Source organism: Amycolatopsis sp. NPDC114505 (assembly GCF_055633615.1).
In genome coordinates this window covers 1,153,249-1,173,105 of sequence record NZ_JBVKDV010000002.1, presented here as the reverse complement: position 1 = coordinate 1,173,105, position 19,857 = coordinate 1,153,249, and the positions used below count along the sequence as shown (strand labels likewise).

The following is a 19,857-nucleotide window of genomic DNA, read 5'->3' as shown; positions in this document are numbered from 1 at the left end:
CCTGCGCCACCTCCCGCCCCGCGCCTGGTCGACGAGGCGCTCTTCGGAGCTGACCGCGATCTGCTCCGCCGGCGCACGCTGCTCCGCCTCGGGAACGCCTCCGGCCGACTCGGCCACCGCCGACCGCTCCCCTCTCCGCCGGTCCGCCGGTGCGGGGTCAAGCGCAGAGGCGGCTGTAGAGCCGGCTGGCCAGGGATCCGGCCAGCTGGTTCAACGCCGAGTGGGGATCGAGCTGCGCGAACTGCCCCAGCAGCTCCGCCGCCGCATAAGCCTCGGCCTCGGACACCACCGCCACGCACCGCTCCCGCCGTCCCCGCTCCAGCAACCGCGTCAGCGCCTCCGCATACTCCTCGAGGTCGCCGACCTCGGTCAGGCCGTAGCGCTCCTCGAGCGGATCCCGGACAACCTCGTCACTCACGGTCGCACCCCTATCCTCACCGTCAACCCGACACGGGCCAGAAAATCTATGCCAGCCGGAGTAGACATTAGAGGACGGGTGTGTGTAGTGTCCTCCTCGTAGCGAGAGAGACAACGTCAAGCAGGCGCGGGAGAGAACGTAACTACCCGCGAAGTGAGACAAGTGAAGATCAGCAGTATCCGTAGTAGTTGTGTGCAAGTGCAGTGGCAGGACCGGTCAGGTGGCCGGGGCCGATCGGTGAACGGGGCTCCGGGCAGTGACCAGCGGCGTCAGCGTGCTGGGACCGATCAGTGGAAGGGTCCCGGCAGTGACGTCCGTCGCAAGTGAAGTGGCAGTACCGAGTAAGTGGAACAACCAGGAGAGAAGGGAACGGAGCCATCATTGGATCGCCCGCAGCGGCCGGGTAGTGCCGCGCGGGTGCCGCAGTCCCATCGAGTTCGGAGGTGGTGCTCGGTCACGAGTCAGCGATCCCCGCTCAGTCCGGCTTTCGGCCGGACGCGGGTGCAGGAAGCCGGCGGCGACGCCGGTTGACAATGGTGAAACCCAACCCTTGAGGACCCCGGGTGCCGTTCGCGGCATCCGGGGTCCTTCGTGATGTGGAGGTGGATTTGATCCCTGACCAGGAAGGGCCGGACACGCCGAGCCGGGCCGACAAGTTCGACGACGAGGACTATCCCGCCTACACCATGGGCCGGGCCGCGGAAATGCTCGGCACGACGCAGGGTTTCCTGCGCAGTCTCGGCGAAGCCGGGCTGATCACGCCGCAACGCTCCACCGGCGGGCATCGCCGCTATTCCCGGCGGCAGCTGCGCTTGGCCGCTCGGGCGCGGGAGCTGGTCGACGAGGGCACCGCCGTCGACGCCGCTTGCCGCATCGTTTCCCTCGAAGACCAGCTCCACGAAGCCCAGCGCCTCAACACCGAACTCCGCGCCTCCGACTGATCCCGCCGGCCACCCCGGCACGAAGCGGGAGTGCCGTTCACGACCGGCCTCCCGCTTCACGAGCCGGTGGAGGCAGCGGCATCGGCCGACTTCCCGCTACCGGGGCCGGCGAGTACGGCTCCGCTCGCTGCCGGCATCGGCGTGTGGATCGGATATCCCCGGCGTCGGCCGCGGCTCGCGCGATCGACGACGACCGGCGCCGGCCCGACGGCGGCTTCAGCAGGGCCGCGATCCGAGGATCACCCCGCAGCGGACATCGCGGGACCGCAGCCCGGGAGACCGGAGCAGCCACGAGCCTCGCCGTTCATTCCGAACCCTGGAGCACCTGCCACGCCCTGGTGGCCAGGTGCAGGTTGAGCCTGCTTTCGACGTCATTGAGGTCGAGATCGGTGATCTCCCGGATCCGGCCCAGCCGGTAGCGCAGGGTGCTGCGGTGGATCACCAGCGCGGAAGCGGTCTCGTCGTAGTGCCCGCCGCATTCGAGGTACTGCGACAGCGTCTGGACCAGATCCGTGTTCTTGTGCTCGTCGTAGTCGAGAAGCCGACCCAGCCATTCCCGCACGAACGCAACGATTTCGCCGCGATTCTCTCCCGTGTCCAGAATTCGATAAACGCCCAGCTGGTCGAAGGTTGTGACGCCGTCGGGCGACCTTGATTTCCTGCGAATATCCAACGCCCGCATCGCTTCCGAATAGGATCGCGGAAGATCGTCGGGGCTGTCACAGCCGGCCCCGATCCCGATCGCACCGGCGCTTCCGAGGCGCTCCGAAAGGGCGTGGTACAGCGCGTCCCCGTCCAGGTGGCCGCTGACGATGAGCACGATCCCTCCCGGGCGCCGCGAGGTCATCGAGCTCAGCCGGAGCGAAGCGGCCGCCCGGCCCGCGGCGTCGGCGACTGCGTCGCCGGTCTGCCTCCCGCCCCACTGGACGACGACCACGCAATGCGGGCCGCGCAGGTCGTGCCCGATCGCGTCGGCGCGAGCGTAGGCGCTCTCTTCGTCGGTGCCGGTGATCAGGTCCTCGACCAGGTCACGGTGCAGGCGCAGCTCGACCTCGGCGAGGTTGCGCAGGTGGGACAGCTCCAGCGCCAGCACCGTCGTCCCGTATTCGAGCGCGAACATCTCGTGGCTGCCCACGGTCTTGCGTGGGTCCACGAGCGCCACCACGCCGAGCACCTCGTGCCGCGGTTTGACCAGCGAGATCACCCGGTCCTTCTCCCGCACCGGATGGGCGACCGCCGAGGCGCGCCTGAGCAGCTCCTCGCGCTTGCGGGCTTGGGGCTTCGGGTACGGGTCGGGCTCACCCGGACCGGCCCAGGCCCGCAGGTTGCCGAACCGGTCTTCGATCGCGACCGGCAACGCCGTCAGCTGGTGGACCGCGTGGGCGATGCCGGGCTCGCCCCCACCGGACACGGAGATGTCGCCGAGCACCTCGTGCACGTGCGTCTGCTGCTGGAGCCGGGCGACCGATGCGGACAGCCTGCTGTTGAGCTGCTCCAGCTCGACAGCCTGGTCTCGCTCCCGCCGGTGCAGCGAAGCGTTCGCCAGTGCCCCCGCGGTCTGCTGCCCGAGCATTTCGAGCAGGAAGTACTCGTCCTTCGACGGTTCGACGTCCGCGTTCACCACCAGGTAGCCCTTCAGGCCACTCAGCCCGCGCAGCGCGAAGCCCCAGCACCAGCCACCGCCGGGGAGGACGAGCGGGCCGCTGCCGCCGTCGAGGAACCGGATCTGCCGGTCGAGCTCCGGGTCCGGCTCCGCGTGATCACGACGGCTGAGCGCGCCGTCGATCACCAGGTACACCGCCAGGGCGCCGCAGCCGCTCAACGACGGCACCGAGGTGGCGGCCAGCCGGATGATGTCGTCGGCTTCACGACCGTCGAACATCATCGTCGAGATGACGAACAGTCCGCGCAAATTCGATTGCCGGCCACGCCACCGGCTGTCCGACCTTTGTGGATTTTGGTGGGCTCCGCCCGCCGCCGCGGGTTCCATCCGGGCCTCCGACCGCCGACTGCGCAAAACATTACACGGTTCTTCCTGCTCTGCCGGGTCGATCATTCCCGCGAAATTCGACCTGCCGGGCGCACGCGCGGGCACCGCCGTCCTTGTCAGTGTTTGTGGCAGCCCGAGAGGTCACCGCGACGGCCCCGATTTCGCCGGTATCCGCAGAAATCGTGTCCGCGGGTGAACCGCGCCGCAGAGCCGGCTGGACGCGGTCGGCCTCTTCGCGACACCTACCCGGACGAGGGATGAGGAGAGTCATGACCTTGATGCGTTTCGACCCGTTCCGCGATCTCGAACGACTGACCGAGCAGGCCGTGGCCGGCACCCGCGGCCCGCGGGCGATGCCGATGGAGGCCTTCCGCCGCGGCGACCGGTTCATCGTCGCGCTGGACCTGCCGGGCGTGGATCCCGGCGACGTCGACGTGACGGTGGAACGCAATGTGGTGACCGTGCGCACCCGTCGCGCCCCGCTCCGCCGCGAAGGGGACGAACTGCTGGTCGACGAACGGCCGCAGGGTGAGTTCAGCCGCCAGTTCTTCCTCGGGGACAACCTGGACAGCACGCAGCTGACCGCGGAGTTCGACCGCGGCGTGCTCTTGCTCGGCATCCCGGTCGCCGAAGCCAGCAAGCCCCGCAAGGTCGAGATCGGCGGTGGTACCGAGAAAGCCGAAAACCAGCCCCGGATCGCCGACCGGGCTGCCCGAGAAGAACCCGCCAACGTCTAGGAGTGCGACGATGACCGCGCAGCCGGGCGCCACCGCGCCCTCACCACGTCATTCTTCGGACCAGCACGGTGCCGAACAGCTCACCTCGGACCAGCGCCGTCCGATCGGCGCCTACACGACCTACAGCGAAGCCGAACGTGCCGTCGACTACCTGTCGGACCACGGTTTCCCGGTCGAGCGGGTCGCCATCATCGGCTCGGACGTCAAGCTGGTCGAGCAGGTCGTCGGCCGCCTGAACTACGGCGGCGCCGCGTTGCACGGAGCCGGCTCGGGGGCCCTCACCGGGCTGCTGATCGGCTGGCTGTTCGGGATCTTCAACTGGTTCACGCCGCTGCTGGCGGCCTTCACGCTCGTCGTCTACGGCTTCGTGTTCGGTGCGGTGATCGGCGCGATCTTCGGCGTCGTCGCGCACGCGCTCCAGCGCGGCCGCCGCGACTTCGCCTCGGTCCGGGTGATGACGCCGAGCCGCTACGAGGTCGTCGCCGACGACGCGGTGGCCGACGAAGCCAAGAACCTGCTGGCCGGGATGAAGGGCGGTGCGTGATGGCGAAGGCGGTCGGCATCGACCTGGGCACGACCAACTCGGTGATCGCCGTCTGGGAGGGCGGCGAACCCACGGTCATCGCCAACTCCGAAGGCGCCCGGACCACCCCGTCGGTGGTCGCGTTCACCGAAAGCGGTGAACGGCTCGTCGGCCAGCTCGCCCGCCGGCAGGCGATCCTCAACCCGAAGGGCACCATCTACTCGGCGAAGAGGTTCATCGGCCGGAAGTACGACGAAGTGAGCGACGAGGCCAAGGCCGTCGGCTTCGACGTCGTCGAGGGCCCGGGCGGCGTCGTCCGGTTCAAGGTCCGCGACAAGCTCCACTCCCCGGAGGAGATCAGCGCGCAGGTCCTGCGCAAGCTCGCCGAAGACGCGGGCAAGTTCCTCGGCGAGCGGGTGACCGAGGCCGTCATCACCGTGCCTGCGTACTTCAACGACGCCCAGCGGCAGGCCACCAAGGACGCCGGCAAGATCGCCGGCCTCGAGGTCCTGCGGATCATCAACGAGCCGACCGCCGCCGCACTGGCCTACGGGCTCGACTCGAAGGGCCACGAGACGGTCCTCGTGTTCGACCTCGGCGGCGGCACCTTCGACGTGAGCCTGCTCGACGTCGGCGACGGCGTGGTCGAGGTCCGCTCGACCGCCGGTGACACCCACCTCGGCGGGGACGACTTCGACCGCCGGATCGTGGACCACCTCGCCGACCGGTTCCAGCAGGAGAACGGCATCGACCTGCGCTCGGATCCGCAGGCGCTGCAACGGCTCTTCGAAGCCGCGGAGAAGGCGAAGGTCGAGCTCAGCTCGGTCAGCCAGACCAGCGTGAGCCTGCCGTTCATCACCGCGGACAAGGACGGCCCGAAGCACCTCACGACCACCATGATGCGTTCGGAGTTCGAGCAGATCACCGCGGACCTCGTCGAGCGGTGCCTCGGCCCGGTCAAGCAGGCGATGGCCGACGCGAAGGTGACCGCGAACGACGTCGACGAGGTCATCCTGGTCGGCGGGTCGACCCGGATCCCGGCCGTGCAGAGCCTGGTCCGCAGGCTGACCGGGGGCAAGGACCCGAACATGACCGTCAACCCGGACGAGGTCGTCGCGCTCGGCGCGGCGGTCCAGGCGGGGGTGCTCAAGGGCGAGGTCAAGGACGTCCTGCTGCTCGACGTCACCCCGCTGTCCCTCGGCGTGGAAACCCGCGGCGGCGTGATGACGAAGATCGTCGAGCGCAACACGACGATCCCGGCGCGGCGGACCGAGGTGTTCTCCACCGCGGAGGACAACCAGCCCGCGGTCGACGTCGTGGTGCTCCAGGGCGAGCGGGAACGGGCCGCCGACAACCGGGTGCTCGGGCGCTTCCAGCTCACCGACATCCGGCCGGCCCCGCGGGGCGAGCCCCAGGTCGAGGTCACCTTCGACGTCGACGCCAACGGCATCCTCGACGTCACCGCGAAGGACAAGGACACCGGCGCGCAGCAGGGCATCACGATCAGCGAGAGCTCGAACCTCGACCAGGCGGAGATCGACCGCATGGTCACCGAAGCCGAACGCAACCGGTCCGAGGACCAGCGGCTGCGCGAGGAGATCGACGCGCGCAACCTGCTCGACTCGGCCGCCTACCAGGTCGAACGGGCCATCACGGACACCACCCCGCCGCACGAGAAGGCGCGGGCGGAGATGCTCGTCCAAGAGGCGCGCGAGGCGGTGAAGGACGCCGCTCCCCTGGACCGGGTGCGGTCGCTGACCTCCGAACTGCAGCAGGTGCTGGCCGGGCTCAGCGCGCCGCGAGCGAGCGGCGGCGGTAACGGCGAAAGCGGTGCTCCACCGCAGGCGGCCGACGAGGACGACGTGATCGACGCGGACTTCGACCGGGCGTGAGGCGGAGCGATGGCCACCACAGGAAGGGCCGCGGAGCAGGGAGAACCCTCCGCGGAGGTCGCCGAGGCCGGCACGGTTTCCCGCCCCCAGGAGATGCCGGCCTCGGCGACCGGGGCGGAGGAGAAGATCGCCGAGCTCGAAGACCGGTGGCGCCGGGCCGTGGCCGACCTCGAGAACGTGCGCAAGCGCCACGCCACGGAACTGCGGCGGGTGGCGGAAGCCGAGCGGGCGCGGGTCGCGTCGGCCTGGCTTCCGGTGCTCGACAACCTCGAGCTGGCGCTCACGCACGCCGAGGCGGACCCGGCGGCCATCGTGCAGGGCGTCCACGCGATCCGGGAGCAAGCCGTCCGGCTGCTCGCCGGCCTCGGCTACCCGCGTGACGACGAAACCGGGGTCCGGTTCGACCCGAACCGGCACGAGGTCGTCGCCGTCGTCGAGGACCCGGCCACCGAACCGAACACCGTGACCCACGTCGTGCGCCCCGGCTATGGGACCGACCGGCACCAGCTGCGGCCGACGGCCGTGACGGTGTCCAAGTCCCAGGGGTGATGGCCGTGGCAACCGATTTCTACGACGCCCTCGGGGTCGCCAAAACCGCGAGCGCCGACGAAATCCAGCGGGCGTACCGGAAACTGGCGCGCCGGCTCCACCCCGACGTGAACTCCGACCCGGACGCCGAAGAGCGCTTCAAGGAGATCAGCGAGGCCTACCAGGTGCTGTCCGACCCGGACCAGCGCAAGAAGTACGACCGGTTCGGCGCGGACTTCCGCCACGTGCCCGACGACTTCGACGAGCGGGTGTACGCCGGTGCCGGCGGGCGGGGTGGCGGCCGCGTCCGGCAGCCGGGTGCGGGCGGCGGTGGCGGATTCGGGGGCGGGTTCGAGGGCTTCGAAGGCGTCGACATCGAGGACCTGCTCGGTGGCTTCTTCCGGAGCCGGGGCGGCGGCGGGCCGATCGCGGGCGCCGACCAGGAGGCCGAGCTCGAGCTGACGGTCGAGGAGGCCTACCGGGGCGGGCGGCGGCACTTGAGCTTCGCCGGCGCGGGCGAGCGCGGTTACGACGTCGACATCCCGGCCGGCGTGCTCGACGGGCAGCGCATCCGGCTCGCCGGCCAGGGCGGGCGGGCGTCCGGGAACGCCGCGCCCGGCGACCTCTACCTCGTGGTGCGGATCAAGCCGCACCCCCGCTACCGCCTGGCCGGGCGCGACATCACGGTGGAGCTGCCGGTGTCGCCCTGGGAGGCGGCGCTCGGCGCCACGGTTCCCGTGATGACCCCCGGCGGTGAGGTGAAGGTGCGGGTCGTGCCCGGCTCGTCGACCGGACGGCGGCTGCGGCTGCGCGGCGAGGGCCTGCCCAACCCCAAGGGCAAGCCGGGCGATCTCTACGCCGAGGTGCGCGTCATGGTGCCGAAGAAGCTCGGCAAGCGGGAGCGCGAGCTCTTCGAGGAGCTCGCCGCGGTGTCCGATTTCGACCCGAGGAGGACCTGATGGCCGAGTACCTGCTCGCGCGTCCCGTCCGGCTCAGCCTCGACACGGTGGCCGCGCGCAGCGGACTGCACCCGGAGCTGATCCGCCGGTTCGTCGCGCTGAGCCTGGTGGACGGCACCGCCGACGCGAGCGGGCGGCTGTGGTTCGCGCCGTCCGCCGTGGCCACCCTCGCGCGCGTCCAGCGCCTGCGCGCGGGCCTTTCCCTCAACTACGCGGCCATCGGGCTCGTGCTCGACCTGCTGGACCGACTCGACGTCCTCGAAGCCCAAGTCAGGAGCCACCGGCGATGGACATGAGCAAGCTGACCCAGAAATCGCAGGAAGCGCTGCAGGAGGCCCAAAGCGTGGCGCAGCGCCACGGTCACACCGAGACCGACGGCGAGCATCTGCTGCTGGCCCTGCTCGACCAGGCCGACGGCCTGGCGCCCCGGCTGCTCGTGCAGGCGGGCGCGGACGTCGACGGTCTGCGCGAGGCCGTCGAAGCGGAGCTCGCGCGGCAACCGAAGGTGACCGGCCCCGGCGCCACGCCCGGGCAGGTCTACCTCACCCGGCGCCTCGCCGGCCTGCTCGACGCCGCCGAGCGGGAAGCCAAGCGGCTCAAGGACGAATACGTCTCCGTCGAACACCTCGTGCTGGCCCTCGCCGACGAGGGCGCGAAGTCCGCCGCGGGGCGGCTGCTGACCCGCCACGGCGTGACGCGCGAGTCGTTCTTGACGGCACTGACCAAGATCCGCGGGAACCAGCGGGTCACCTCGGCCACCCCGGAGGGCGCGTACGAGGCGCTGGAGAAGTACGGCCGGGACCTCGTCGCCGACGCGCGATCGGGCAAGCTCGACCCGGTCATCGGCCGGGACGCCGAGATCCGGCGGGTGATCCAGATCCTGTCGCGGAAGACGAAGAACAACCCCGTGCTGATCGGCGACCCGGGCGTCGGCAAGACGGCGATCGTCGAGGGCCTCGCCCAGCGGGTCGTGCGCGGCGACGTGCCGGAAGGCCTGCGGGACCGGACGATCTTCTCGCTCGACATGGGCGCGCTCGTCGCCGGGGCGAAGTACCGCGGCGAGTTCGAGGAGCGGCTCAAGGCCGTGCTGGCCGAGGTCAAGGCCGAAGAGGGCCGCATCCTGCTCTTCGTCGACGAGCTCCACACGGTCGTCGGGGCCGGCGCCACCGAAGGCGCGATGGACGCCGGGAACATGCTCAAGCCGATGCTGGCGCGCGGCGAGCTCCACATGATCGGGGCGACGACGCTCGACGAGTACCGCAAGCACATCGAGAAGGACGCCGCGCTGGAGCGCCGGTTCCAGACGATCGTCGTCGACGAACCGTCCGTCGAGGACGCCATCTCGATCCTGCGTGGACTGCGGGAGCGGCTCGAGGTGTTCCACGGGGTCAAGATCCAGGACGGCGCGCTGGTCGCCGCCGCGACCATGTCCCACCGCTACATCACCGACCGGTTCCTGCCGGACAAGGCGATCGACCTGGTCGACGAGGCGTGCGCGCGGCTGCGCACGGAGATCGACTCCATGCCCGCCGAGCTCGACGAGCTCACCCGGCGCGTCACCCGCCTGGAGATCGAGCAGGCCGCGCTGTCCAAGGAATCCGACGCGGCCAGCAAGGCCCGGCTGGCGGACCTCGACCGGGAGCTCGCCGATCTTCGCGCCGAAGCGGATTCGAAGAAGGCGCAGTGGGAAGCCGAGCGCCAGGCGATCCGGCGGGTCCAGGAGCTGCGGTCCGAACTGGAACGCCTGCGCCACGAAGCCGAAGAAGCGGAACGGAACTACGACCTGAACCGCGCGGCCGAGCTGCGCTACGGCGAGATCACCGAAGCCGAGCGCCGGCTCGCCGCGGAGGAGGAACAGCTGGCGGGCAAGCAGGGCCGCAAGCGGCTGCTGCACGAGGTCGTCACCGAGGACGAGATCGCCGAGATCGTCGCCTCGTGGACCGGGATCCCGGTTTCCCGGCTGCAGGAGGGCGAGCGGGAAAAGCTGCTGCGGCTCGACGAGATCCTGCACGAGCGGGTGATCGGCCAGGACGAGGCCGTCCGGCTGGTCGCCGACGCGGTCATCCGGGCGCGGTCGGGGATCCGCGATCCGCGCAAGCCGATCGGGTCGTTCATCTTCCTCGGCCCGACCGGGGTCGGGAAGACGGAGCTGGCCAAGACCCTGGCGGCGGCCCTGTTCGACAGTGAGGACAACATGGTCCGGCTCGACATGAGCGAGTACCAGGAGCGGCACACCGTCTCGCGGCTGCTGGGCGCTCCGCCGGGCTACGTCGGTTACGACGAGGGCGGGCAGCTCACCGAAGCCGTGCGGCGCAAGCCTTACTCGGTCGTGCTGTTCGACGAGATCGAGAAGGCGCACCCGGACGTGTTCAACACGCTGCTGCAGGTGCTCGACGACGGCCGGATCACCGACTCGCAGGGCCGGACCGTCGACTTCCGCAACACGGTGATCATCATGACCTCCAACATCGGCTCGCAGCACCTGCTCGACGGGGTCACCTCCACCGGCGACATCAAACCGGACGCCCGCGACGCCGTGCTGGCCGAGCTGCGCCACCACTTCCGGCCGGAGTTCCTCAACCGCGTCGACGACACCGTGCTGTTCACCCCGCTCGGCCCGGCCGAGATCGAACGGATCGTCGACCTGCAGTTCGACGAGCTGCGGCTCCGGCTGGCCGAGCAGGGCATCACGGTCGAGCTGACCGCGGAAGCGCGGAAGCTCATCGCCCGGCACGGGTTCGACCCCGTGTACGGCGCCCGGCCGCTGCGCCGCTACATCTCCCACGAGGTCGAGACCAAGATCGGCCGCACGCTGCTGCGCGGCGACCCGACCGAAGGGCTGGTGATCACCGTCGACGCCAAGGACGGCGAGCTCGCCGTCACCTACAGCGGGGGCGAAGGGAGGTCCGCGGCATGAGCACCGGCACCGGAACCACCACGACGGTCGTCTGCGAACACTGCGGCCACAAGAACCGCGTCCCGGCGGCCGCCGCGGGCAAGCCGAAGTGCGGGCACTGCCACGAGCCGCTGCCCTGGATCGTCGACGCCGGCGACCACGACTTCGCGGAAGTCGCGGAGCGGGCCACGATCCCGGTCCTGGTCGACCTCTGGGCCACCTGGTGCGGACCCTGCCGCCAGGTCAGCCCCGCGCTGGCCCAGCTGGCCCGGGAGCGGGCCGGGAAGGTCAAGCTCGTGAAGGTCGACGTCGACAAGGCACCCGCGCTGTCGCAGCGGTTCGACGTGAAAGCCGTGCCGACACTCATGGTGCTGCGCGGCGGCGAAGTCGTCACGCGGCAAGCGGGCGCCGCGCCCGTCCCCGTGCTGCGCGACTGGCTCGACCAGGCGCTGGCGCGGTCGGAGAGTGCCCCCGGGAAGACCACCTCGACCAAGGAAGGTGACGCGCGATGACCCACGTCGTCGACCGGCATCTCGCGCTCGTGCAGGACGTGGTGCCGCGAACCCCGCAGGGCTGCGAGGAGTGCCTGGTCTCCGGCACGCCGTGGCTGCACCTGCGGCTGTGCCTGACGTGCGGGCACGTCGGCTGCTGCGACTCGTCGCCGATGAAGCACGCCAGCAAGCACGCCTACGCCATCGGGCACCCGATCGTGCGCTCGTTCGAGCCCGGCGAGACCTGGCGCTGGTGCTACGTCGACCAGACCTTCGTATGACCGCCTCGACCGGGATCGACCTCGGCGCGCCGCTGACCGAGACGCCGGACTCGTACGGAGCCTTTCCCCGGCTCACGGACGAGCAGATCCGCACGCTCGGCGCCGGGGGTGACCGCCGTCCGGTCGAGGCGGGCGAGGTGCTGTACGCGCAGGGCGGGCAGCCGTCCGAGTTCTTCGTGATCTTGAACGGCAAGGTCGCCGTCACCGAAGGTACCGGGGACGACGCGACAGTCGTCCGCGTCCACGGACCCCGCCGGTTCCTGGGCGAGCTCGGGATGCTCGAAGGGCAGCCCGCGTTCGTCGGCGCCGTGGCCGCCGAGCCCGGCGAGGTGCTCGCCATCCCGGTGAGCGCGGTGCGGCGGGTGGTGCTCGGCGATCCGGTGCTCGGCGATCTGATCCTGCGGGCCTACCTCGTGCGCCGGACGCTCCTCATCGGAGCCGGCAACGGGCTGCGGATCGTCGGCTCCTGCTACTCCCCGGACACCCGGCGGCTGCTGGAGTTCGCGGCGCGCAACCGGCTCCCGTACCGGCTGGTCGACGTCGACAAGGACCAGCAGGCCGAGGCGCTCCTGGAGCGTTTCGGCGTCGCCGTCGCGGACACCCCGGTGGTCGTGGTGAACGGCACCGAGGTGCTGCGGAACCCGAGCACCGCCGAGCTGGCCAGGCGAATCGGGCTGCGGCCGCCGGAACCGGAACGCGGGGTGCGGGACCTCCTAGTGGTCGGCGCCGGGCCCGGCGGCCTGGCCGCGGTGGTCTACGGCGCGTCCGACGGGTTGCGGCTCTCGGCGTTCGACGCACTGGCCCCGGGCGGCCAGGCCGGGACGACGTCCCGCATCGAGAACTACCTCGGCTTCCCGCCGGGGATCTCCGGCGCGGAGCTGGCCGAGCGCTCGGTGATCCAGGCGGCCAAGTTCGGGGCCCGGGTCGGCGTGCCGGCCGAAGCGCGCAGCCTCGAACAACGCGGCGGCCGCTACGCCGTCGGATTCGACGACGGCATCGAGATCGTTTCCCGCGCCGTCGTGATCGCCACCGGTGCCCGCTACCGCCGGCTCGTCGTACCCGGCATCGAGACGTTCGAAGCGAGCAGCGTCTACTACGCCGCGACGCTGCACGAAGCGCGTCGATGCCTGGCCTCCCCCGTGGCCGTGGTCGGTGGCGGCAACTCGGCCGGCCAGGCGGCGGTGTTCCTCGCGGAAGGTTCGCCGGTGGTCTACCTGCTGGTGCGCGGCGGCGATCTCGGCGCGAACATGTCCCGCTACCTCGTCGACCAGGTCGAGCAGCATCCGCGGATCAGCGTGCTCGGCCACACCGAAGTCCGCGAACTCGTCGGCGGTGACGGCCTCGAGTCCCTGGTCGTCGAGAACAACCGCACCGGCGAGCGCGACGTCCTCGACGCCCGTGCGCTGTTCGTCTTCATCGGCGCTTCCCCGCACACCGCCTGGCTTTCCGGGATGGTCGCCCTCGACGAGGACGGGTTCGTCCTCACCGGGACGGACGCCGAGGGGTACCGGGACGCCGACGTGTGGCGCGGGATACCTCGCTCGCCATCGGTGCTGGAGACGAGCAGGCCCGGTGTGTTCGCCGTGGGGGACGTCCGCCACGGCTCGGTCAAGCGGGTGGCCTCGGCGGTCGGGGAAGGCGCCATGGCCGTCCGGTTCGTGCACGAACATCTCTCACAGGAGGCCTGATGCCGGTCATGGGTGCGGCGCGGTTCGAACGGTTCTTCCGGGTGGCCGCGAGCCTGGACGTCGACAAGAGCGATCTGAAACGGTACGACGAGTTCCTGGACCGGAAGGTCTACGACCTCTTCGTGGTCGCCAAGGCCACGGCCAAGGCCAACGGGCGGGACGTCATCGAGCCGCGGGACCTGCCGATCACCAAGGGACTGCAGGAGCGCATGCACGAGTTCCTCAAGCTGGACGAGGACCTGGAAGTGGTGCCGCTGCTCGAGCAGCTCCTGGCGCGTCCCGCGCTCGGGATCGCGATCTCCGAAGAGACCGAGGCCCGGCTCCCGGCCGTCGCCGGCGGCCTCAGCGTGGCTCTCGCCCAGGCGTTCAAGATCATCGATCCGCGGGTCAAGAACCCCGGCTCCGCCGAGTGGGACCAGGTCTTCCGGATGTTCGAACTGCTCCTCTGAAAGGGCCGGGCATGGTCAACGAACTTTCACTCAACCTCGACCAGCCGGCGTACGCGGTGGCGTTCGCCGAGCTGCACCGCCTCACCGGACCGGCGCGCGAGGCCGCCGCCACCGCGGGGAACTTCACGGTCACCTCGACCTTGCGCGACGACCACCACACCGTCGTCACGGTCCGCGGGTCGATCGACGCGCGGGCCCGCCACATCCTGGCCGCGCACCTCGCCGGGCTGCTCCACGCCGGCACGCGGCACCTGGTGCTCGACCTCTCCCAGGTCGAGCAGGTGGACGACGGCCTGTTCGACCTCGTGCACCGGCTGGAGGACCGGCTGACGGCGCTCAACGGCGTGTTCGAGCTGACCGGGCTCGCACCTCCCGTGCTGTACGCGATGGACGACACCCTGCTGGGTGAAGTCTTCAGCTGGTACCGAGCCGTCCTCGACGACCCGAAACCGCGTGCCGCGCTGTGGTCGGCCCTGCGCTGCCCGCAAGGGCTCGAGGACGTCGCGGAGCCCGGTTCCGCGGACCGGTACCGGACTTTCATCGACACGGCCGCCCACGGACGCGGCGAGCGGTGGGGGAGGCGCAGGTGAGGGCGGTCACCGCACGGCCGAAACGACGGATGTGGCTGCGGATGTTCGGAGCGGGCCTGGTCCTGTGGATCCTGTCCGCGCTCGTCACCTACCTGACCGGGAACCCCAACCTCATCCCCACCCTGGTGCTGCTCGGCAGCTTCCTGGTGCCGGTGACCTTCGTGGCGTGGGCGTTCGAGCGCCGGGACTCCGGCGAGATCACCGCCGAGCTCGTGTTCCGCACGTTCATCGTCGGCGGGGTGCTCGGCGTGCTCGGGGCATCGGTGCTGGAGGCGTACCTGCTGTACCCGACGGCGTGGCTGTACGTCGGCGTCGGGCTCATCGAGGAAGCGGTCAAACTGGTCGCGCTCGCCCTGTTGACCCGGCGCCTGGCCGTGAAGTCCATGCGCGACGGGTTGATCCTGGGTGCCGCGGTCGGGTTCGGGTTCGCCGCCTTCGAGTCGGCCGGGTACGCGCTGACCGCGCTGTTCACCCCTCAGGGACTGTCTCTGACGGACCTGGTGACCACCGAGCTGTTGCGCGGGCTCCTCGCCCCGGTCGGGCACGGGTTGTGGACCGCCGTTCTCGGCGGGCTCCTGTTCGCGTGGAGCACCCGCGACCACTTCGTCCTCACCGCCCGGCTCGCCCTGGCCTACCTGGGCGTTTCGCTCCTGCACGCGCTGTGGGACTCGATGTCCTCGATTTCCCTGTACCTGACGCTGCTGCTGACCGGTCAGCCGTGGCAGTACGAACTGCTGCTGCGCGGCCTGCCGCCGGCGCCGACCGCGACCCAGGTCGGGCTGTACACGACGCTGACCTGGGTGGGTCAGGGCCTGATCGCGGCGATCGGGGTGGTGTGGCTGCTGGTGCTCATCGCGCGGGCGCGCCGGGAGCGGCGGAGCCCGCCGCCGGCCTGGGCCTACCGCGTGGCGACGTCCCGGCATCCCGCCATGCCGCTCTGAACCGCCGGGCCCGGGAGTCGGCCGTTACCCCTGGGGAAACCGACGAGCGAGGAGAACCCATGGACGCACCACGCCAGGTGGCCGTCGGAGTGCTGGCCGACGAAGGGCTGCCTTGGCGGGTGATCACGACCCTCGTCGACGACCTCCCCGCGATCTTCGCCGCCCGGGTGTGCGGGGAGACGCGGTGGCGGGTGGAGCACGAGCTCGACCGGCTGCCGCTGGACGAAGACGGGGACATCCCGATGCGCACGCTGTCGCGGCGGCACCGGCCGGACCGGGGCTGGGACCTGCTGGTCCTGGTCACCGATCTGCCCCGGCGCGCGGGGACGAAACCCGTCGTCGCCGGGGTCGACGTCGAGCACGGGGTCGCGATGATCTCGCTGCCCGCGCTCGGCGCCGTCCTGGTGCGGCACCGGGCCCGGGCGTTGCTGGTCCGCGTCGTGCGGCAGCTGGCGGCGGGCCCGCTCGGAATCGACGGCGACCACCGGGCCCGGGGAGCGGCGGCCCGGTTGCGGGAGGCCCTGGCCCCGACGCGGCACCTGTCCGGCGGACACCCGTCGGCCGCGACCCAGCTCGCGCTGGTCGGGCCGCGTGGCCGGCTGCGCCTGCTGGCCGGGATGGTGCGGGGCAACCGGCCGTGGCGGCTGGTGCCGCACCTCGCGGGCGCCACCGCCGCCGCGGCGGGGACCGCCGCCTACGGCATCATCACCAATTCGTTCTGGCCGCTGGCCGACGCGCTGTCTCCGCTGCGGCTGGCGGCGATCATGGTGGCCACCGTCGGGGTCATGACGGTGTGGCTGACGGTGTACAACCACCTGTGGGAGCGGCCTTCCGAGACCGCCGAGCGGCGCAAGGCCTTGCTGTACAACGTGTCCACGGCGACCACGCTGGCGATCGGGGTGGCGTGCATGTACGCGATCCTGTTCGTGCTCGCCCTGCTCGCGGCGGCGGTCCTGATCGACAGCGGCTATTTCGCGCAGACCCTCGGGCACCCGGTCGGGGTGGGTTCGTACCTGAGCCTGGTGTGGTTGTGCAGCTCGGTCGGGATCGTCGCCGGCGCGCTGGGCTCCAGCCTCGAGGACGAAGAGACCGTCCGCAACGCGACCTACAGCCGCCGCGAGCGGGAACGCCAAGAACGCAACCGGCTCCGGCAGGAGTGACCGGACGGCGTCGCGGCCGGCTCACCCCCGGCGGGCGGCCGCCAGGTCGAGAGCGACGTCGGTGATCATGTCCTCCTGGCCGCCGACCATGCCGCGGCGGCCGACCTCCACGAGGATCGCCCGGGTGTCGAGGCCGTACCGCGTCGCCGCGACCTCCGCGTGGCGCAGGAAACTCGAGTAGACCCCCGCGTAGCCCAGGCTGAGGGTTTCCCGGTCCACGCGGACCTCGCGGTCCTGCAACGGACGCACCAGGTCGTCGGCCGCGTCCATCAGGGGGAACAGGTCGCAGCCGTGCTCCAGGCCCAGCAGATCGGCGACCGCGACGAAGGCCTCGAGAGGGCAGTTCCCGGCCCCCGCGCCCTGCCCGGCCAGGGACGCGTCCACGCGGGTCGCGCCGTTCTCCACCGCCACCACGCTGTTCGCGACGCCGAGTGCCAGGTTGTGGTGGGCGTGGATGCCCAGTTCCGTGGTGGCGTCCAGGACGTCGCGGTAGGCGCGGAAGCGGTCGCGCACGCCGTCCATCGTCAGGCGGCCGCCGGAATCGGTGACGTACACGCACTGCGCGCCGTAGGACTCCATCAGCTTCGCCTGCCGCGCCAGCTCGGCGGGTTCGGCCATATGGGACATCATCAAGAAGCCCGCGACGTCCATGCCGAGCTCGCGGGCGGCACCGATGTGCTGGGCGGAGATGTCGGCTTCGGTGCAGTGGGTGGCGATCCGCACCGACCGGACGCCGAGTGCGTGGGCCTGACGCAGGTCGTGCAGCGTGCCGATGCCGGGCAGCAGCAACGTGGTCGGCACGGCCCGGCGCGCGACGTCGCACACGGCCTCGATCCACTCCCAGTCGGTGTGGGCGCCGACGCCGTAGTTGATGCTCGAGCCGGACAGCCCGTCGCCGTGTGCGATCTCGATCGCCGAGACGCCGGCGGTGTCCAACGCGGACGCGATCGCCCTGGCCTGCTCGACGGTGTAGCGGTGCCGGACGGCGTGCATGCCGTCCCGCAGGGTCACGTCCTGGATGTACAGCCGGGTCATCGGGCCCTCCCCTCGCCCGCGCGGCGGGCGGCGATGCGTTCGGCGGTGCCCAGTGCCGCCGAGGTCATGATGTCGAGGTTCCCGGCGTACGCGGGCAGGTAGTGGGCGGCGCCTTCGACCTCGAGGAAGACCGACACCTTCACCGGCGCGGCCCCGGACGGGACCAGCGCGCGCAGCGGGTCGTCCGCCGCGACCACGTCGAACTGCACCTTCTGCTTGAGGCGGTAGCCGGGCACGTAGGCCTGCACCCGGCCCACCATCCGCTCGACCGACGCCGTGATCGCCTCGGTGTCGGACTCCGAAACCAGGCAGTACACCGTGTCGCGCATGATCAGCGGTGGCTCGGCGGGGTTCAGCACGATGATGGCCTTGCCGCGCGCCGCGCCGCCCACCCGCTCGATCGCCGCGGCGGTGGTCTCGGTGAACTCGTCGATGTTGGCCCGGGTGCCGGGCCCGGCGGACCGCGACGAGATCGAGGCGACGATCTCGCCGTAGTGCACCGGGGTGACCGCCGCGACCGCCGCCACGATGGGGATGGTGGCCTGGCCGCCACAGGTCACCATGTTGACGTTCGGCGCGTCGAGGTGGGCGTCCAGGTTCACCGGTGGGACGACGTAGGGGCCGACGGCGGCCGGGGTGAGGTCGATGACGGTCCGGCCGAGCGCGCGCAGCACCTTGTCGTGGTAGCGGTGCGCGCCGGCCGAGGTCGCGTCGAAGACGTAGTCGACGTCGGCGAACTCGTCCAGCCGCACGAGCCCGTCGACGCCTTCGTGGGTGGTCGCGACCTTCAGCCGGCGGGCCCGGGCGAGGCCGTCGGAGTCCGGGTCGATCCCGGCCAGCGCGGCGATTTCGAGGGTTTCGGACAGCCGCAGCACCTTGATCATCAGGTCGGTGCCGATGTTGCCCGACCCGATGACGGCGACTTTCGCTTTGCTCACCGGGATTCTCCTTCCGCCGCGAAGCCGACCCGCACCGAACCGAGGCCGAAGATCTCGCTGTGGAAGACGTCGCCCGGGGCAACGGGCACCATCGGTCCGAGGGCGCCGGTCAGCACGACATCGCCCGCCCGCAGCGGATCTCCCCGGCGGGCCAAGGTGGACGCCAGCCACCGCGCGGCGGCGAGCGGGCTGCCGAGGCAGTCGGCACCGCTGCCCTCCGAGGCCACCGAACCGTTGCGGGACAACGTCATCCGCACCGTCCGCAGGTCCACGCGGTCGAGTGGCACCCGGGTGCCGCCCAGCACGAACAGGCCGGACGACGCGTTGTCCGCGACCGTGTCGACGATGGAGATGTCCCAGTCGGCGATCCGGCTGTCCACGATCTCCAGCGCGGCCGCCGCGAAGCCGGTGGCGCGCACGACATCCGCCGCCGTGCAGTCCGGATCCGGCAGGTCGTCGGTCAGCACGAGCGCGACCTCGGCCTCGATCTTCGGCTGCAGCAGCCGGCGGGCGGGCACGGTGCCGCCGTCGGCCACGGTCATGTCGGCGAACAGCGCCCCGAAATCGGGCTGGGCGACACCCAGCTGGCGCTGGACGGCGGGCGACGTCAGGCCGATCTTGCGGCCGGCCAGCCGCCTTCCCGCGGCCAGCGCGCGCTCGGTGTTGAGCCGTTGCACCGCATAGGCGGCTTCGATGTCGCCGAAGGTGAACCGATCGCGGATCGGCGGGCACGGCTTGCCGGTGTCGGCGGCGGTCCGCAGCAGGTCCGCGGCTTCACTGATGGCGGCAGCCACCGGATGGGGCGGGGGCATTGATTACCTCCGAATTCAGGCGCTGAACGGGTCGAGGCAGAAGCCGGACCACGCGTCGGAGTACTCCGAGTCCGCCGCGGGGCTGAGCAGGTGGCGGTAGCGGCCGGCGTGGAACACCAGCGGCTCGCCCGCGGCGTCGGCGAGGTGGCGCACCTCGCCGACGAACAACGTGTGGTCACCGGCGGGGTGGGCGTCGACGATCTCCGCCGCCACCTGCGCCAGCGCCCCGGCCACGAGCGGAACTCCGGCATGCTCGTCGAACCGTGGGTGCAGGTCCGGGTCCGGACGGCCGCTGAAGTGCCGGCTGACGGGTTCCTGGTCCGCGGCGAGGACGCTGACGCCGTAGACGCCGCCGGCCACGAGGAAGTCGTGCATCTTGGCGCGGCGCGCGATGGACACCACGACGAGGGCGGGCTCGAGGGACACCGACATGAAGCCGTTGGCCGTCATGTAGTGGGGTCCCGCCGGGGTCGGCGTGCTGATGATCGTGATGCCGGTGGCGAACCGGCCCATGGCGTCGCGAAACCGCCGTGGGTCGACGTTCGCCGCCGGCGCGGCGGTACTCATGGGTCCTCCTGGGGGTTTCCG

Annotated in this window: 21 protein-coding genes; 15 read left to right on the top strand and 6 right to left on the bottom strand. The window is 71.1% G+C overall.

Annotation, left to right across the window (positions count from 1 at the left end):
• Window positions 1-157: 157 nt before the first annotated feature.
• Entirely contained in the window at window positions 158-418 is a 261-nt protein-coding gene (locus ACZ7OU_RS23605; RefSeq protein WP_470256699.1) for a hypothetical protein, read from the bottom strand.
• Between the two features lie 608 nt (window positions 419-1,026).
• On the opposite strand from ACZ7OU_RS23605, the gene ACZ7OU_RS23600 reads away from it, so the two are divergent.
• Window positions 1,027-1,359 carry a MerR family transcriptional regulator gene (locus ACZ7OU_RS23600; RefSeq protein WP_470237937.1) on the top strand — a complete coding sequence of 111 codons (333 nt, stop codon included), beginning with the start codon at window positions 1,027-1,029 and terminating at the stop codon, window positions 1,357-1,359.
• Window positions 1,360-1,663: 304 nt separating this feature from the next.
• Here the strand turns inward: ACZ7OU_RS23600 and ACZ7OU_RS23595 are convergent, their stop codons facing one another.
• Window positions 1,664-3,454, bottom strand: coding sequence for a PucR family transcriptional regulator (locus ACZ7OU_RS23595; protein WP_470256698.1), 1,791 nt, complete (start codon window positions 3,452-3,454; stop codon window positions 1,664-1,666).
• 164 nt (window positions 3,455-3,618) lie between these two features.
• On the opposite strand from ACZ7OU_RS23595, the gene ACZ7OU_RS23590 reads away from it, so the two are divergent.
• The 14 genes from ACZ7OU_RS23590 to ACZ7OU_RS23525 are packed head-to-tail and all read left to right on the top strand — an operon-like array spanning window position 3,619 to window position 16,484.
• Window positions 3,619-4,086 (top strand): Hsp20/alpha crystallin family protein, encoded by a 468-nt coding sequence (locus ACZ7OU_RS23590; protein ID WP_470256697.1) that lies wholly within the window; start codon window positions 3,619-3,621, stop codon window positions 4,084-4,086.
• 10 nt (window positions 4,087-4,096) lie between these two features.
• A complete protein-coding gene (locus ACZ7OU_RS23585; RefSeq protein WP_470237940.1) occupies window positions 4,097-4,630 on the top strand; it encodes a YflT domain-containing protein in 534 nt (177 codons plus the stop codon).
• Window positions 4,630-6,501: a molecular chaperone DnaK gene (gene dnaK, locus ACZ7OU_RS23580; RefSeq protein ID WP_470237941.1), complete on the top strand. Its 1,872-nt coding sequence runs from the start codon at window positions 4,630-4,632 to the stop codon at window positions 6,499-6,501. The genes ACZ7OU_RS23585 and dnaK overlap by 1 nt, the downstream gene beginning before the upstream one ends.
• Before the next feature lie 9 nt (window positions 6,502-6,510).
• On the top strand, window positions 6,511-7,050 hold the full coding sequence (locus tag ACZ7OU_RS23575) for a nucleotide exchange factor GrpE (protein ID WP_470256696.1): 540 nt from the start codon (window positions 6,511-6,513) through the stop codon (window positions 7,048-7,050).
• Window positions 7,051-7,055: 5 nt separating this feature from the next.
• The gene (locus ACZ7OU_RS23570) at window positions 7,056-7,988 is read left to right on the top strand and encodes a DnaJ C-terminal domain-containing protein (RefSeq protein ID WP_470237943.1); all 933 of its coding nucleotides are present in this window, start codon (window positions 7,056-7,058) and stop codon (window positions 7,986-7,988) included.
• Window positions 7,988-8,284 carry a chaperone modulator CbpM gene (locus ACZ7OU_RS23565; RefSeq protein ID WP_470237944.1) on the top strand — a complete coding sequence of 99 codons (297 nt, stop codon included), beginning with the start codon at window positions 7,988-7,990 and terminating at the stop codon, window positions 8,282-8,284. The genes ACZ7OU_RS23570 and ACZ7OU_RS23565 overlap by 1 nt, the downstream gene beginning before the upstream one ends.
• Window positions 8,275-10,905, top strand: a complete 2,631-nt coding sequence (gene clpB / locus ACZ7OU_RS23560; RefSeq protein WP_470237945.1) for an ATP-dependent chaperone ClpB — start codon at window positions 8,275-8,277, stop codon at window positions 10,903-10,905. Before ACZ7OU_RS23565 ends, clpB begins: the two co-directional genes overlap by 10 nt.
• Window positions 10,902-11,396, top strand: coding sequence for a thioredoxin (gene trxA / locus ACZ7OU_RS23555; RefSeq protein WP_470256695.1), 495 nt, complete (start codon window positions 10,902-10,904; stop codon window positions 11,394-11,396). Before clpB ends, trxA begins: the two co-directional genes overlap by 4 nt.
• Complete coding sequence (locus tag ACZ7OU_RS23550; protein ID WP_470237947.1) at window positions 11,393-11,656, top strand: ubiquitin carboxyl-terminal hydrolase 14; 264 nt, start codon at window positions 11,393-11,395, stop codon at window positions 11,654-11,656. Before trxA ends, ACZ7OU_RS23550 begins: the two co-directional genes overlap by 4 nt.
• On the top strand, window positions 11,653-13,344 hold the full coding sequence (locus tag ACZ7OU_RS23545) for an FAD-dependent oxidoreductase (RefSeq protein ID WP_470256694.1): 1,692 nt from the start codon (window positions 11,653-11,655) through the stop codon (window positions 13,342-13,344). The genes ACZ7OU_RS23550 and ACZ7OU_RS23545 overlap by 4 nt, the downstream gene beginning before the upstream one ends.
• Window positions 13,344-13,793, top strand: a complete 450-nt coding sequence (locus ACZ7OU_RS23540) for a DUF1931 family protein (protein ID WP_470237949.1) — start codon at window positions 13,344-13,346, stop codon at window positions 13,791-13,793. The genes ACZ7OU_RS23545 and ACZ7OU_RS23540 overlap by 1 nt, the downstream gene beginning before the upstream one ends.
• A gap of 11 nt (window positions 13,794-13,804) precedes the next feature.
• On the top strand, window positions 13,805-14,383 hold the full coding sequence (locus ACZ7OU_RS23535) for an STAS domain-containing protein (RefSeq protein ID WP_470237950.1): 579 nt from the start codon (window positions 13,805-13,807) through the stop codon (window positions 14,381-14,383).
• Window positions 14,380-15,324 (top strand): PrsW family intramembrane metalloprotease, encoded by a 945-nt coding sequence (locus ACZ7OU_RS23530; RefSeq protein ID WP_470237951.1) that lies wholly within the window; start codon window positions 14,380-14,382, stop codon window positions 15,322-15,324. Before ACZ7OU_RS23535 ends, ACZ7OU_RS23530 begins: the two co-directional genes overlap by 4 nt.
• Before the next feature lie 59 nt (window positions 15,325-15,383).
• Window positions 15,384-16,484, top strand: coding sequence for a hypothetical protein (locus ACZ7OU_RS23525; RefSeq protein WP_470256693.1), 1,101 nt, complete (start codon window positions 15,384-15,386; stop codon window positions 16,482-16,484).
• A gap of 21 nt (window positions 16,485-16,505) precedes the next feature.
• Here ACZ7OU_RS23525 and dmpG read toward each other — a convergent pair whose 3' ends face one another.
• The 4 genes from dmpG to ACZ7OU_RS23505 are packed head-to-tail and all read right to left on the bottom strand — an operon-like array spanning window position 16,506 to window position 19,836.
• Entirely contained in the window at window positions 16,506-17,519 is a 1,014-nt protein-coding gene (gene dmpG / locus ACZ7OU_RS23520; protein WP_470237953.1) for a 4-hydroxy-2-oxovalerate aldolase, read from the bottom strand.
• Window positions 17,516-18,457, bottom strand: coding sequence for an acetaldehyde dehydrogenase (acetylating) (locus ACZ7OU_RS23515; RefSeq protein ID WP_470237954.1), 942 nt, complete (start codon window positions 18,455-18,457; stop codon window positions 17,516-17,518). The genes dmpG and ACZ7OU_RS23515 overlap by 4 nt, the downstream gene beginning before the upstream one ends.
• Window positions 18,454-19,269 carry a 2-keto-4-pentenoate hydratase gene (locus ACZ7OU_RS23510; RefSeq protein ID WP_470237955.1) on the bottom strand — a complete coding sequence of 272 codons (816 nt, stop codon included), beginning with the start codon at window positions 19,267-19,269 and terminating at the stop codon, window positions 18,454-18,456. Before ACZ7OU_RS23510 ends, ACZ7OU_RS23515 begins: the two co-directional genes overlap by 4 nt.
• Window positions 19,270-19,284: 15 nt before the next feature.
• A complete protein-coding gene (locus tag ACZ7OU_RS23505; RefSeq protein ID WP_470237956.1) occupies window positions 19,285-19,836 on the bottom strand; it encodes a flavin reductase family protein in 552 nt (183 codons plus the stop codon).
• Window positions 19,837-19,857 lie beyond the last annotated feature (21 nt).